At 57.0% G+C, this 14,232-nt stretch carries 10 protein-coding genes; 3 read left to right on the top strand and 7 right to left on the bottom strand.

Annotation, left to right across the window (positions count from 1 at the left end; translation table 11 throughout):
- Window positions 1–23 precede the first annotated feature (23 nt).
- Window positions 24–1,787 carry an ABC transporter transmembrane domain-containing protein gene (locus tag FCH38_RS20800; protein WP_174375010.1) on the bottom strand — a complete coding sequence of 588 codons (1,764 nt, stop codon included), beginning with the start codon at window positions 1,785–1,787 and terminating at the stop codon, window positions 24–26.
- 479 nt (window positions 1,788–2,266) lie between these two features.
- On the opposite strand from FCH38_RS20800, the gene FCH38_RS20805 reads away from it, so the two are divergent.
- A complete protein-coding gene (locus tag FCH38_RS20805) occupies window positions 2,267–3,559 on the top strand; it encodes a glycosyltransferase family 4 protein (RefSeq protein ID WP_153516011.1) in 1,293 nt (430 codons plus the stop codon).
- 45 nt (window positions 3,560–3,604) lie between these two features.
- On the opposite strand, the gene FCH38_RS20810 is transcribed toward FCH38_RS20805, so the two are convergent.
- The 5 genes from FCH38_RS20810 to FCH38_RS20830 form a co-directional block, all read right to left on the bottom strand.
- The gene (locus FCH38_RS20810) at window positions 3,605–4,501 is read right to left on the bottom strand and encodes a MurR/RpiR family transcriptional regulator (protein ID WP_153516169.1); all 897 of its coding nucleotides are present in this window, start codon (window positions 4,499–4,501) and stop codon (window positions 3,605–3,607) included.
- A gap of 96 nt (window positions 4,502–4,597) precedes the next feature.
- Entirely contained in the window at window positions 4,598–5,560 is a 963-nt protein-coding gene (locus FCH38_RS20815) for an ABC transporter substrate-binding protein (RefSeq protein ID WP_153516012.1), read from the bottom strand.
- 7 nt (window positions 5,561–5,567) lie between these two features.
- On the bottom strand, window positions 5,568–6,608 hold the full coding sequence (locus FCH38_RS20820; protein WP_153516013.1) for a FecCD family ABC transporter permease: 1,041 nt from the start codon (window positions 6,606–6,608) through the stop codon (window positions 5,568–5,570).
- Window positions 6,605–7,648, bottom strand: coding sequence for a FecCD family ABC transporter permease (locus tag FCH38_RS20825; protein ID WP_153516014.1), 1,044 nt, complete (start codon window positions 7,646–7,648; stop codon window positions 6,605–6,607). Before FCH38_RS20825 ends, FCH38_RS20820 begins: the two co-directional genes overlap by 4 nt.
- A complete protein-coding gene (locus FCH38_RS20830) occupies window positions 7,645–8,469 on the bottom strand; it encodes an ABC transporter ATP-binding protein (RefSeq protein WP_153516015.1) in 825 nt (274 codons plus the stop codon). The genes FCH38_RS20825 and FCH38_RS20830 overlap by 4 nt, the downstream gene beginning before the upstream one ends.
- Before the next feature lie 271 nt (window positions 8,470–8,740).
- Here FCH38_RS20830 and FCH38_RS20835 point away from each other — a divergent pair, with 271 nt between their 5' ends.
- The gene (locus FCH38_RS20835; protein ID WP_153516016.1) at window positions 8,741–10,912 is read left to right on the top strand and encodes a TonB-dependent siderophore receptor; all 2,172 of its coding nucleotides are present in this window, start codon (window positions 8,741–8,743) and stop codon (window positions 10,910–10,912) included.
- 49 nt (window positions 10,913–10,961) lie between these two features.
- On the opposite strand, the gene FCH38_RS20840 is transcribed toward FCH38_RS20835, so the two are convergent.
- Window positions 10,962–13,028, bottom strand: a complete 2,067-nt coding sequence (locus tag FCH38_RS20840; RefSeq protein ID WP_174375011.1) for an ATP-dependent helicase — start codon at window positions 13,026–13,028, stop codon at window positions 10,962–10,964.
- A 384-nt stretch (window positions 13,029–13,412) separates the two neighbouring features.
- On the opposite strand from FCH38_RS20840, the gene FCH38_RS20845 reads away from it, so the two are divergent.
- Complete coding sequence (locus FCH38_RS20845) at window positions 13,413–14,150, top strand: prolyl oligopeptidase family serine peptidase (RefSeq protein WP_174375012.1); 738 nt, start codon at window positions 13,413–13,415, stop codon at window positions 14,148–14,150.
- The last annotated feature ends 82 nt before the right edge of the window (window positions 14,151–14,232 follow it).

Raw genomic sequence — 14,232 nt, forward strand, 5'->3', positions numbered from 1 at the left:
TGCGGCCTGATAAAGGATCAGGATTATGCTACGTCCGCATCGAACTGGATGCTGTGCAGGCGTTTATAAAGGCCATCCGTTGCAAGCAGTTCACGCCGACTGCCTTCTTCTACGACCTGCCCATTATCCATAACGACGATCTTGTCGGCTCGATTGATTGTTGAAAGCCGGTGAGCAATGACAATAGACGTCTTGTTCAGGGTCAGGCGCTCAAGTGCATCCCTTACGAGGGCTTCGGATTCTGAATCCAGGGCGCTGGTCGCCTCGTCGAGGATCAAAATGTCGGCATCTCTCAGCATGGCGCGAGCGATCGCCACACGCTGTCTCTGGCCGCCGGATAGGCCTGAGCCATTTTCACCGAGCTTGCTGTCGTAGCCGTCAGGCATCTTCATGATGAAGTCATGCGCATTGGCAGCCTTGGCAGCAGCTATGATTTCTTCTTCCGTCGCGTCGTCACGGCCAACGGAAATATTGTGCTTTACGGTGCCCGAAAACAGGAAAGTTTCCTGACCGACATAAGATACATGCTCGCGCAGGCTCGCAAAGGAAGCATCACGCAAATCCATGCCGTCGATTTCAACGGAACCGTTTTGAGGATCGTAAAGGCGCATCATAAGATTGATAATGGTGGATTTTCCGCTGCCGGAAGGACCTACCAGTGCGGTCATTTTGCCGCCCTCAAAGAGCACACTGACATCCTTCAGAACCGGCTGGCCTGAAACATATTCGAAGCTGACGTTCTTCAGTTCCACATCGCCACTTGCCTTGGGGAGAGGCTGAGCGTCCTTTTTTTCGTCAAGCGTCAACGGGGCGTCCAGAACCTCGAACATCATGCGGACCCCGATCATGCCGCTTTCGATCTGGATTCTCATACGCGCCAGACGTTTTGCCGGTTCGTAAGCAAGAAGCAGAGCGGTTATAAAGGCCATCAGATCGCCAGGAGAACCGCCTTTTTCCAGAACAGTATAACCGGAAACGGCGATGACGACGGCAATCGCGAGGCCCGACAGCGTTTCCATGATCGGGCTGGTCGCCGCTTCAAGCTTCGCAATACCATTGGCGCGATGCTCGACGTCAGACACCGCCTTGTTCATACGTTGACGCATAAGCTTCTCAAGCGAAAACGCTTTGATCACACGGACGCCGATGCTGGTTTCCTGCACGACATTGACGATTTCGCCAAGCGAAGCAAGTTCCGCCTCCATGATCTTGCGCACGCGACGCAGGACAAGACGGACGCTGAAGATTGCGATGGGTCCTATAATCATTGAAATCGCGCTCAGAAGAAAATTCTGGGCGAACATCACCACGATCAAGCCGATGAGCGAAAGCAGGTCGCGTATAAACGACGTGACGACCGTATCGATAACGCTTCTGGCAGCCTGTGCATTGTAGGTTACGCGAATTAGCAATTCCGACGATGGCAGGTTCTGAAAGAACGATACGCCTTGCTTCAGCAGGCGATCATAAATTTTGCGTTGCTGCTCCGCGACAATGCTGTTGCCTGCTTTGCTCAGATAATAGCTCTGAACGAACGTGGCGAGGCCCTTGACGATGAATATTGCGGCGACAGCAAACGCAATCTGAAGAACGACATCAAAACCACGTTTCAGGTAAACGCTGTTAACGATATCGCGCATGATCCAGGCGCTGAGAGATGTCGTTGCAGCGACGACAACCATTGCCGCGATTGCCATCGAGTACCAGCTAACGTGCTTTTTGAAGTTCTCTTTGAACAGTCGTACCAGCAGCTTCTTGTCGTTTTGCGACAAAAATGATCCGATCACAGCGATATTCCTAAATTGGTGCAGAAACTACATTTGGTGAGTGTTATCACGTTAGACGAACAAACCCAAACTAGGGGAGTGATGTTCTGTGTGTAACGTTCACATATGATCTGCTCAAGTTTCATGCTCAGAAAACTCAAAGCTTAACACTGGTCCCAAATGCCGAGGCACGTCTAATCCGAAATTGGTTTAGTGCACTTAAATGGGTGATCGCTAAGTGTCAATCTCCCTCTGGTGAGGAAGCCACGAACCGCCGTTTTTGCCAGAAGCAGAATATGGGGGCAATTCCCGCTTTAGTTGTTAGGCGGAAATGTGTAGTTTTGCGCCACCGATAGGTTCTCAACATTGACAAATGCGCTGTGCAAAAACTATATGCCAAGCTCAATGGTGGGCTATCGACAACGGCGTGGCATATAAGCTCGTAAGTTTTTGCAATCTAATTGTTTTATGACGGAAGTGTCCGTCAGGCAGGACGGTAAATGCCCCAAGTCTTTTTTGATCTGTCGGAACTGTTCCTGAACTCGGGAGTGAAGTTTAAATATTACGGTATCGCGCGAACCGTAATGGAAGTCGCTTATGAACTGACTTTGGCTGATAAATCAGTAAGGTATGTAATCTATTCGCCGCTGCATCGTCGGTTTTTCGAGGTTTTTCCGCGGACAGGTGATGCATCGCCAACCGGTGTTCTGGATCCGAATGTTCCTTCAAGCGCGACGCCACTGCGCCTCAGACAAAATCTTTTTGATACGAATTTTTTGAAGTCTTTGTTCTACAAAGCGGTGCGCACGGTAGTTGAGCATCGCAATCGCAAACGTTGGGCAACTATTCCGGCTGGTGCAGTTCGAGAGGTTGATCTAGACGGGCAGATTCTGGTCTCGCTTGGGAGGCCTAAAATTATGTCAGATTACATCATGGCATTGAATGAACGGGGCGAAAAAGCCACCTTTATTCCGATGCTCCATGACATGATCCCGTTGCATAATTTCACCCACCGGAATCAATTTTCGTTTCCGAGGAATTTCATTTACGATAACAAAGTCGCCATAGGGGCCGCGGCGCTGATTTTGACGAATTCAGAATTCACGGCGCGGGAAGTAAAGCATTTTTCAAATATGGGAACATTGCCGCCCGTGCCGGACGTTGTGGCGATACCCCTTTGCAACGAGCTTCGGCCGACAGTTGAGCCAATCAACAAGAGGTCGCCTCAAGGCCGCTATCTTCTGGGTGTCGGTATTTATAATGGCCGTAAAAACCTGGAATGTGTTGTTGAAGCCATGCTTCTATTACAGGCTTCCGGCGTCGTGCCGCCTGCGTTGGTGTTGGCAGGTGCAAGGCGAAAAAGGGTTGAAAAATTTTTAAAACTAGAAAAATTCCGTCCGATCGTCGACAAGTTTCACTTTGTTCTTAATCCGAACCAGGCGGAATTACGTCTGCTTTACGAAAACGCCTACGGTCTCGTTTTACCGAGCAGGATGGAGGGGTGGGGTTTGCCGATCAGTGAAGCTCTGTGGTGCGGGACCCCGGCGTTTGCCGCGGATGTGCCGGCATTGAGAGAGGCCGGCGGGACGCTGGCACTTTATTTCGATCCGGAGAAACCAGACGAGTTGGCAGATTTGGTTCGTGTATTGTTATTGGAACCAGATAAGTATTCTGCGTTGAAAACGAAGATAGCCGAGTTCAAACCACAAATGCGAACATGGCAGGATGTCGCGTCAGATATACTCCGTGCGGTTCACGAATTAGATAACAACGAGAGAAAATCGGGGACCTAAGGCCGCAAACTGAAGCCCCGGTAGGTTCGATAATCCGCGCTACTTTTAAACGCGCTTATGCGGCCTGATCGACGTCCTCAACTCCACCAGCCGCTCCAGTGTCTCGAGGCTCCGCTCCGGAAGTGCCGCGGAGAGAGCTAATGCCATGGTTTCCATTGCAACCAGCGATGGGGCGTGCAGCGCCACACCTTCGTTTTTGGCACGCGGCAGGAAGAGGCAGGCATCGGCGTGTTTTTTGAGCACGCTGTCTTCCTGGCCGAGCAGCATGATGATGGGGATGTCGAGACGGCCGGCCTCGGTGATGGCGGTCTGGGCTTCGCGGTGGGCGCGGCCGTGCAGGAGCATGATGAGGACGTGGCCGTTTTCCAGCTCCAAAAGCTGTTCGGCGAGTGTGATGCCGGTGGCGTTGAGCGCATAGGAGCGGACGCCGGAGCGCTGGAACAGTCTTGCCGCATAGGTGGCGATGATGCCGGAGGCTCCAATGCCGAGAACGCCGATGCCGCGCGCTTCTGCCAGAAGACGTACAGCGGCGGCCATCGCCTCGCGGTTTTCCGTATTGGCGAGCATTTCCAGCGTATTTTTCTGATTTTCGAGAACGAAGTCGATTGCGGCGTCCGAATTGCCGGACATGGATTTTGTCGTGGCCGCCATTTTCTCGACGGGCGAATCCGTCACGCCGAGATAGGCCTCCAGCGTTTCTTTCAGATCGACCAGCCCCTGAAAACCGAGCGCTTGAATGGCGCGAATGACAGTCGCATCGGACGTGTTGGTCTCGTAACCGATCTCCAGCGCCGATTTGCCGAGGACGGCATGGCGATGGCCGTCAATATACTCGGCAACGGCGAGCAGGCCGGGAGACAGTCGTTCACGACGCTTGCGTAATTGATCGCCGAACCGGTCGGTGCGCCGAAGCCTTGATGTTTGCGTTTCGCCAGCCGCCATGGGTATTCCGTGAAGATGAGTTGCATACTCTTCTTCACGGATTAGCAGCGCGCCGAGCCCGGAGGCAAGCGCTTTTGTTTGCACCGGCTCTCTCCCTTATTTTGCCGCCGCCGGCCTTGTCGTCAAATGTGATTGGACGGCGGAGACCATGAGGCTGAGCGCGGCATAAGAGTTGGAAATCGCTTCTTCGCGCGGCAACAGAATGTAGCGGCCGTCGCGGCAGGCTTTGAGGAAATTGCAGAAGCCCGGCATCACGGTTTCCATCATGTCGATTTCCACCTGCGGTGATGCGCCGGTATCGGAGCGATAGGGATCGAAGATGATATCGGCGTCGAGTTCCGGCAGCCGCTCGGCGCTGATTTCAATACGATCGCCGTCTGGAATGTCGTCGATGATGGCGGGGAACCGGAAACCGGCATCGCGCAGCACCCGCCCGAGCGCGCGGTAGGTGTGATAGACACTGATCTTGCCGTTGAGCGGCTGGAACACTGAAACCGTGATGGCGTCGGTATCGATGGCGGCCTTCAGCGCTTCGATCTGCGCCCGGTAGCGCCTGTCGAGCACAGCAAGCCTAGCTTGCGTGCCCGTCAATTCGGCAAGTTCCCTGTAGATATGCGGCGCACCATCCTTCGTGTTGTCGATGGCGATAGTCGGGGCGATCTGTTCCAGTTTTGCGATGGGGGTTGGGCGGTCTGGCTCGGTGAGGATCAGGTCGGGCTTGAGCGCGACGATCGCTTCCAGATCGGCATTGATGGAGCCGATATAGGTGATGTTGCTATTGTCGAAATCCACACCTGTCAGGATGGCGCTGGAACGCAGATAGGGTTTGCCGTCCGCGCCCACGCGGCCGTGGCTGCCCACGGGCATCACGCCCAATTCGATCAGCGGTATGGTGAGGTCGATATCATGCAGCGTCACGATGCGTTTCGGTTTTACCGGGATGGAAACGATGCGGCCGAGATCGTCGGTAAAGCGCCGGCTGGTTTCTTCGGCTGGGGCCATGGCTGCGCCGAGGAGAAGGCCGGCGGCCGAAAGAAAAGCGAAAAGGGTTTTGCGCATGGAAGACCTATAGGCGATACCGGTGAAACCAGAGAAGGGCGAGAAGTGTGGGCGCGCCGATGGCGGAAAGAACGAGGCCGGTCGGCAGCTCCAGGGGTGAAAAGGCGGTGCGGGCGATGGTGTCGGCTGATGCCACCAGTATTGCGCCTGTCAGCCCCGCACCCGCGATCAGTCCGAGATATGAACCGCCCGGCAGCAGAAGCCGGGCGATATGCGGGCCGATCAGGCCGACGAAACCGATGCTGCCGGTGAAGGAAACACAGGATGCGGTGAGAATAACGGCAAGCACGATCTGCAGTGTAGAAAGTAAGCCTGTGTGAACGCCAAGCGTCGCTGCGGCATTGTCGCCGAGGGTCTGAACATCGGCAGTGCGGGCGGCCAATACAAGAAGGCCGATGGCGATAACGAGGATGACCGAGAGAACCCGGACGGCAGTCCAGCTTGCGCCTTGCAGGTTTCCCGCCATCCAGATCATCGCCGTCTGCAAATTACGAATATCCAGCGATGCCATAAGGATAAGCAGCAAAGCTGATAAAAACCATGAAAAGCCGATACCGGTCAGGACGAAACGCAGACGCGAGGTTGCGCCGGAAAGCGTCAGGACGATTGCGGCGCTTATCATGCCGCCCGCAATACCGGCGGTGGGGCGAAGCATCACCGGCAGGGCAGGTAGCATAAACAGGCAGCCCAGCACGGCAAGCGATGCGCCTTCCCGCACGCCGAGCAGGCCGGGATCGGCAAGACCGTTGCGGGTCGTGGCCTGCATGATGACGCCGGCAATGCCGAGCATGGCGCCGGCCACCATCGCGAGCGCCAGTCGCGACAGCCGGAAGTCGATAACCACCATGGCGTCGTTCATGACGGGATCGGTGTTGGTTGCGGTCAACAGCGACCAAAGGGCGGAGGTGGGGATGCGCTGGGTGCCGACGGTGAGCGACCATGCGGCGACAAGGGCAAGACAAAGGAAAAGCCCCAGCAGAACGGCGAGCCGCGAAGGCATGAGGCGAATGGAAAAGTGTGCCAGTCGGATGACCCGGTAACGGTTCATTTCAGCACCCTGCGCACTAGCCACAGAAAGACCGGCGCGCCGACAAGGCCGGTCATCGCGCCTGTGGGCAATTCCGTCGGCAGGAGGATCAGCCGGGCGGCAAGATCCGCCGCAATCAGCAGGGCCGAACCGCCGAGTGCCGCGAGAGGAATGGCAAGCAGAAGCCGCCTGGTTCGCAGACGTGCAATGAGCGGTGGCACCACAAGTCCGACAAAACCGATTGGACCGACGATGGCGATGGCCGCGCCGCAAAAGAGCGATATGGAGATGAGCGCCAGGGTGCGGGTTGCGCGCACGGATACACCAAGGGTTACGGCAACGGCGTCACCAAGGGCAAGCAGATCGAGCCGGGGCGCGACGGCGAGGGCCAGGATGAGGGCGATGCCGGAGGCGGGCAGGGCGGCGGCTATCGTGGCCATCGAAACGCCGGCTGTGTCACCCACCAGCCAGAAACGCATCTGCTGCAATGTTTCCTCGTTGAGAATGAGGATAGCGGAGGTCAGCGTTCCAGCAAGTGTGGAAATTGCAATGCCGCAAAAGACGAGTTTTGCCGGTGTCAGGCCCTGCCGTCCGGCGCAGGCGAGGAGAAGAACGAACGAAAAGCTCACGCCCGCTCCCGTGGAAGCCAGTAATGGCCGCAGCGTTGGCGTGGCGATCAGTCCGAGCGGCGGCACCGTTGCCGCAACGACCGCGAGGCTTGCGCCGGCATTCAGCCCCAGAATATGCGGTTCGCCCAGCGGGTTTCGCAGCAATGTCTGCAACAGAAGCCCGGCAACTCCAAGGCAGGCGCCGGCCTGCAGCGCCGCCAACAGGCGTGGAAGGCGAAGCTGCAGCAAGACCTGCTGGTCGAAATTGCGGACATCGTAGGAAAATATCAGCTCATGCAGGACATGGGGGGCAACGGCGCGCGGGCCGGTGGCAATATGGGCCAATGCCAGAAGCAGTATTGCCAGCAATAGAAAAAGCGTCGCCACAAGGGCGCGGCCATAGGCTGTCGTCTGCAGGGTCTCCGGGCTGTTGCTGGTCGTGTCTGCCATCATGCCGCGCCGCTCCGCCCGGGCAGGGGAAGAAACACCGGCCGCGCCGTGACAGGATGTGTGAGCTGGGCGACTGCCATGTCGAATACATCCGCAATGATGCCGGCATTGCAGAGCGTTGCCGTTTCCAGCCGGTGCCGCAGCCGGCCGTCTTTCAGAAAAATCAGATGATCGGCATATTGGAGGGCAAGATTGATATCATGCAGCACCGCGACGATCGTGCGGTTATGGTGCGTGACGAGACCGGCCAGCATGTCCAACACCTCAATCTGGTGGTGCAGATCCAGATAGGTGGTCGGTTCGTCAAGCAGAATGATATCCGTCTGCTGCGCCAGAGCCATGGCGATCCAGGCGCGCTGGCGCTGGCCGCCGGAGAGGCTGTCGACCGTTCTTTCCGCCAGTTCGGACATGCCGGTCACAGAAAGTGCCTGTTCCACCGCGTTGGCGTCGTCCTCGCTCCATTGTTTCAGAAAACCCTGATGGGGGTAACGACCGCGGGAGACGAGATCGAAAACTGAAAGCCCTTCTGGCGTGTGGTTCTGCTGCGCCAGCATACCGAGCCTTCTTGCCACATCCCGTGTCGGGTGGCGGAAGATATCGCGGCCGTCGAGAAGAACATGGCCGCGGCTCGGCCGGTGCAGGCGGGCGAGCGCGGAAAGGAGCGTGGATTTTCCCGAGCCGTTTGGGCCAAGCAGGACGGTGAAACGGTTCGGAGCTATATCAATGGACATATCGGCAAGCGCCGTCCGGTCGCCATAGGCAAGCTCTAGTGCCTGTGCAGCAAGCCTTTTGTCCGCGCTTATGAATTTGCTACTGAAACTCAAGATCGTCCCCGTTCGAATGAACCGCCACCAGAATTATTGATGACTGTAGTAGTCAAGTATATAGGCTGCGAAAAATCGGTTTTTATGCGCTGATTTGCGCAGGAAGCGGCTGGCGCACACCAGATTGGGAGCGAAGATGCGTAAATATGCGCCCTCGAACCCGTGAGTTTTAACTGTCGTCCGCCGAATTAAAGTTGACTACTACATTCATCAATTGAAAGAGCGGTGCATCGTCGCGATGACGATTTGGGACAGTCGGGGACAAGACAGGATGCATAACGGTTCGATGATCATTCGGGTTGGCTCGCGGGCGCTAGTGGCATTTCTTTTGGCCGGGGTCGCCCTGCATGCCTATGCGCAGGAGAGCGCGACACCGAAGAAAAATGCCGACGGAACGACCGTGCTCGAAACCATAACGGTCAATGCTGATGTCAAGAAAGGCGCGCGTGGCTACCAGCCGGTGACGACGGGCACGGCGACGCTTACCGAAACGCCGATCCTCGATATTCCGCAATCGGTCAATGTGGTGACGGCTGAGGTGCTGCGTGACCAGCAGGCGCGCTCCCTGGACGACGCGCTGGCCAATGTCAGCGGCGTCACCCAGGCGAATACGCTGGGGGCCACGCAGGATGCCGTCATCCGTCGTGGGTTCGGCGATAATCGCGACGGCTCCATCCTCGTCAACGGGCTGAAGACCGCACTGCCGCATTCTTTCAACGATACGGTCGAGAGAGTGGAAGTGCTAAAAGGTCCGGCCTCGACGCTTTATGGCATTCTCGATCCGGGCGGCATGGTGAATGTTGTGACGAAGAAGCCGGAAGACACGTTTACGGCGGAGGCCTATTCGCGCTTTTCCGCCTATGGCGCAGGCAAGTATGGCACATCAGGCGGTTTCGATGTGACCGGCCCGATTGCAGGTACGGATTTTTCCTATCGCCTGATCGGTGAGGGGGAAAACAGCGATTACTGGCGCAATTTCGGTGAGAAGAAGAACTGGCTGATCGCACCCTCGCTGAAATGGAGCGGCGAGGACACCGATATTACGGTTTCCTACATGCATGAGGACTATAGCGTGCCGTTCGATCGCGGCACGATCTTTGATCCGGCGACGGGCAAGCCGATCAATGTAAGCCGCCGCCTGCGCCTTGACGAAGCCTATAATATCACCGACGGCAAATCCGATCTGGCGAGCATCGCCATAGACCGCCAACTATCCGATGACTGGAAGCTGTCGCTGAATTATGCCTATAGTCGCAACGAATATTCGGACAATCAGGCCCGCGTGATGGGGTATAATTCCCGCACGGGGCAGGTAACGCGCCGGGCCGATGCCACGCAGTATTCCACCATCTATAACCATGCAGCCCGGGCGGATTTGACGGGCGAGGCCGAAATCGGCGGGCTGCGCAACGAGCTGCTGTTCGGCATGTCCTATGACTACAGCAATACCCTGCGCACTGACATGTTGCGCTGCGCGAATTCCACCAATTTCAACATCAACAACCCGGTCTACGGTCGGCTGCCGGCCTGCACCACGGTCAGGGCCGTTGACAGCGACCAGACGGAACAGCTTTCCACCGCCTCGATCTACATGCAGGACGCCCTGCATCTGGGTGATCAATGGATCGCGGTTGGTGGCTTGCGCTACCAATATTACGACATCTATGCCGGCAAGGGTCGTCCCTTTGTCGTCAATACCCAGAACAACGGCGGCGAACTCATTCCCAATGCCGGCCTTGTCTACAAGCTGACGCCGGATGCCTCGCTTTACGCCAATGTGGCCAAGACCTTCCGCCCGCAATCCTCGATCGGCGCCTATTATGGCGGGCTCGATCCGGAGGAAGGGATTTCCTACGAGGTGGGTGCCAAGTTCGACCTGTTTACCGGGCTGAATGCCAATATCGCTTTGTTCAACGCCCGCAAGCGCAATGTTGCCTATTCGGAAGACGTGGGCGGTGTTTCTACGGTGAAGGCCGCCGGTCTCGTCCGTTCGCGCGGCGTGGAGGTCGATATCGCCGGCAGCCTCACCAATGATCTCGATCTGATCGCAAGCTACGCCTATACGGATGCGCTGGTACTTGAGGACGCCACCTATGCCGGCAAGCGCCTGCCGAATGTGGCGCGCCATACCGGTTCGCTGTTCCTTGCCTATGATGTCGGCGAGATAGGACCGAACGGCAATACGTTGCGTATCGGCGGCGGTATCCGGGCCGTCGGCCAGCGCGCCGGCATCAATGACAATTCCTATTCGCTGCCAGGTTATGCGGTCTTCGACGCTTTTGCGACCTACACGCTGCAACTGGAAAAGCCGGTGACGCTGCAACTCAATCTGAAGAATATCTTCGACAAGACGTATTACACCTCGTCCATCGGCTCCACCAGCTATGCGAATGCCATCGGCGAACCTTTCAATGTCAGCCTGACGGCCAGTGTGAAGTTCTGACGGCAGCGCCGACATCAGTTGCCAAGAGCGGGGTGAACGCCCCGCTTTTTTATTTCCACATCGCCCGCATCCGCGCACCCACATCAATCCTGATCTGCTGCGCGCTGCGGTCGGAAGCGGCGGCCGATACGATCGGCCAGGTGGTGGTTTCGAAGAATTGCAGCAGGGTTGCCGGTATGAAGCGGGTTCTTGAGGCGTAGACATGCCGGTCGCCCTGCTGGCTCTGGCCGCCGGTGAAGAAGCGTTGCGGGGTGATCAGCGACAGGCCATCCTTGGCGCGCGTCATCGCGACATAGAGCAGCCGTCGCTCCTCCTCCAGTTCCTGGGTGGTGCCGACGCCAAGATCGGATGGGATGCAGCCATCGATGACGTTGAGGATGAAGACGGAACGCCATTCCTGGCCTTTTGCCGAATGGATGGTCGACAGGGTCAGGTAATCCTCGTCAAGCAGTGGCACGCCCGCCTGATCACTGGTGGCGTCAGGTGGATCAAGCGTCAGCTCGGTCAAAAATCGTTCGCGGGAGGGATAGCCGCTGGCGATCTGTTCGAGTTGCAGCAGATCGGCTTTGCGGGTATCGGCATCCTCATGGAGGCGTTCGAGATGGGGCTCGTACCATAGCCTTGCCTGCCCGATTTCGCCCGGCCAGCCGTTTTGGCCACGCCGCAGCCCCACCAGCATTTGCGTGAAAGCCGTCCAGTCATCGCCAGTCTTCGGCGGCGGCGGAATTTCGGCAAGGGCAAGCAGCGGCTCGGGATCTGCCGCGACCGTATCGAGAATGTTGCCGGCTTTCTTCGGTCCGATGCCGGGTAGCATCTGCAGCAGCCGGAAGCCGGCGACACGGTCGCGCGGGTTCTGCGCGAAACGGAGGACCGCCAGCATGTCCTTCACATGGGCGCTGTCGAGGAATTTCAGGCCGCCGAATTTGACGAAAGGGATGTTGCGGCGGGTCAGTTCCACCTCGAGCGGGCCGCTGTGGCTGGAGGTGCGAAACAGCACGGCCTGCTGTTTCAGCGTCATACCGGTCTCGCGATTGGCAAGGACCTGATCGATAATGAAATTCGCCTGTTCGGTTTCATCCTTCACCGTCACCAGCTTCGGGCGTTCGAGCGACTGCCGCTCCGTCCACAGGTTTTTGGTGAACCGCTCACGCGCCAGATCGATGACGCCATTGGCGGCGGCAAGAATTGGCTGCGTTGAGCGATAGTTGCGATCAAGCGTGATGATATCCGCCGCCGGGCTGAACGATGCCGGAAAATCGAGGATGTTGCGCACCGTCGCAGCGCGGAACGAATAGATCGACTGCGCATCGTCACCCACTACCGTCAACCCGTGGCCACCGGGTTTGAGCGCCATCAACACCGAGGCCTGCAGCCGGTTGGTATCCTGATATTCGTCGACCATCACATGGTCGAAACGGTTGCCAATATCGTCTGCCAGAATGGGGTCGCTCACCATCTGCGCCCAATAGAGCAGAAGATCGTCGTAATCGAGCACGTTCTGAACCTGCTTGGACTCGACATAGGCCGCGAATAGTTGCTTGAGTTCGCTCTCCCAGTTGGCGACCCAAGGATAATGCTGGCGCAGGATTTCCTTCAACGCCGTCTGTGAATTCACCGCGCGCGAATAGATCGCAAGGCATGTTCCCTTGGTCGGAAAGCGGCTTTCGGTCTTGGAAAAGCCGAGTTCGTGCCGGGCGAGGTTCATCAGGTCGGCGCTGTCTTCACGGTCGTGGATGGTGAAATCGATATTGAGGCCGATCTGTTCGGCATAGATGCGCAACAGGCGGGCGCCGATGCCATGAAACGTGCCGGACCATGCCAGCGCATCGGTCAGAGCGCCTGAATTGCTGCCGAGAACATGTTTGCAGATACGCTCGACACGCCGCGACATTTCCGAGGCCGCACGTCTGGAAAACGTCATCAGCAGGATGCGGCGGGGATCGGCGCCGTTGACGATCAGATGCGCGACACGATGGGCGAGCGTATTGGTCTTGCCGGAACCGGCGCCGGCAATGATCAAGAGCGGTCCGGCCGTCTGTCCTTCTGTCAGCCCGACGCCGTGTTCCACGGCCTTACGTTGCTGTTCGTTCAACTTGTCCAGATAGGCAACCGCCATGCCTGCAATCCTTGATATGTGGTTGTCTGTCCGTGGATAGCGGTGGAAATGGCCAGCCGTCGAGGCATCGGCTGGCCATTTCCACCGTTCCTGCAATGATTAGCAAAGACTCAAACACCAATCCAGAACAAATAATGAACGCCCCGACTTGGTAATCCAGGCCGATATGTCGGCCCGGGTGGCGATGGGTCGAGAGGATCTGATTTTCCCATCACGATAAGAATAGTAATGAGGAAAATCTCGTACTTAATTGAAATATATTAATCATTTATTGTCGTTTCTTTCGCGTTTCCTGTCTCAGCTCGGAAAGGCTTGAACCAGGCCGGAGGCTTGCGAGTTCAATCATCGGCCTCGGGAAAGAGGTCTGTCTGTTGGGAGGACTAAATGAAAAATCTGAAATTCTGCCTGATCGCCGTAGCTGCTCTTGCCACCTCGACATTCGCCTCGGCCGAGCAGAAAGCCGTGAAATCCGATGTCACAATCGCCTCTGACATCAATTACCTGCTCTATACCCCGAAGGACTATGCCGGTTCGGAAAAGACTTACCCTCTCGTTGTCTGGCTGCATGGCGGTGATCAGGGTGGCAGCGATGTCGAAAAGCTGCGGACAAGCGGTCTGCCGAAAATGATCGAAGAGGGGCGTGATTTTCCTTTTCTGGTGTTCTCGCCGCAAAACCCCAGTGAGGAGCTGCTTTACCCGATCGAGCGTGTCGCAGCCGCTCTTCAGTCGGTGGTGGCCGATCATCGCGTAGACCGCAGCCGCATCTACCTGATCGGCTATAGCCGGGGTGGATTTGGGGCGTGGTCAATGGCCGAACAGTTTCCGGAAGCTTTTGCGGCTGTCGTGCCGATCGCCGGCGGCGGTATCCGGCATTATCTCAACCGCACCAATGAAAAGACCGCCTTCTGGGCTTTTCATGGTGCAAATGACGAGGTGATACCACTGTCCGACACCGTGGTTCTCGTTCAACGCCTTCAGGAGTTGAAACGCAATGTTCGGCTCACCGTGTTCGAGGATACGAACCACCAGGCGGTGGAGGGAAAAGTGCTGAAGGACGAGGCGATGTGGACCTGGCTTCTCGAACAGAAGCTCGCTGAGGTCAAAGCGCCGTCTTCTCCCTGAGTTTCACCGGATTGCTGATTGAGCCAATCACAAACAAAGCCGCCCGGCGCTTCCGCCGGACGGTTGTCTCTAGAGGCTGGAT

It is taken from the genome of Agrobacterium tumefaciens (genome assembly GCF_013337285.1).
Taxonomy (GTDB): Bacteria; Pseudomonadota; Alphaproteobacteria; order Rhizobiales; family Rhizobiaceae; genus Agrobacterium; species Agrobacterium burrii.

Coding starts and splice junctions, on each gene's coding strand:
- FCH38_RS20815 (WP_153516012.1), bottom strand. CDS start 5,560: ATGCGCAAAACCCTTTTCGCTTTTCTTTCGGCCGCCGGCCTTCTCCTC.
- FCH38_RS20835 (WP_153516016.1), top strand. CDS start 8,741: ATGCATAACGGTTCGATGATCATTCGGGTTGGCTCGCGGGCGCTAGTG.
- FCH38_RS20810 (WP_153516169.1), bottom strand. CDS start 4,501: ATGGCGGCTGGCGAAACGCAAACATCAAGGCTTCGGCGCACCGACCGG.
- FCH38_RS20820 (WP_153516013.1), bottom strand. CDS start 6,608: ATGAACCGTTACCGGGTCATCCGACTGGCACACTTTTCCATTCGCCTC.
- FCH38_RS20825 (WP_153516014.1), bottom strand. CDS start 7,648: ATGATGGCAGACACGACCAGCAACAGCCCGGAGACCCTGCAGACGACA.
- FCH38_RS20845 (WP_174375012.1), top strand. CDS start 13,413: ATGAAAAATCTGAAATTCTGCCTGATCGCCGTAGCTGCTCTTGCCACC.
- FCH38_RS20840 (WP_174375011.1), bottom strand. CDS start 13,028: ATGGCGGTTGCCTATCTGGACAAGTTGAACGAACAGCAACGTAAGGCC.
- FCH38_RS20805 (WP_153516011.1), top strand. CDS start 2,267: ATGCCCCAAGTCTTTTTTGATCTGTCGGAACTGTTCCTGAACTCGGGA.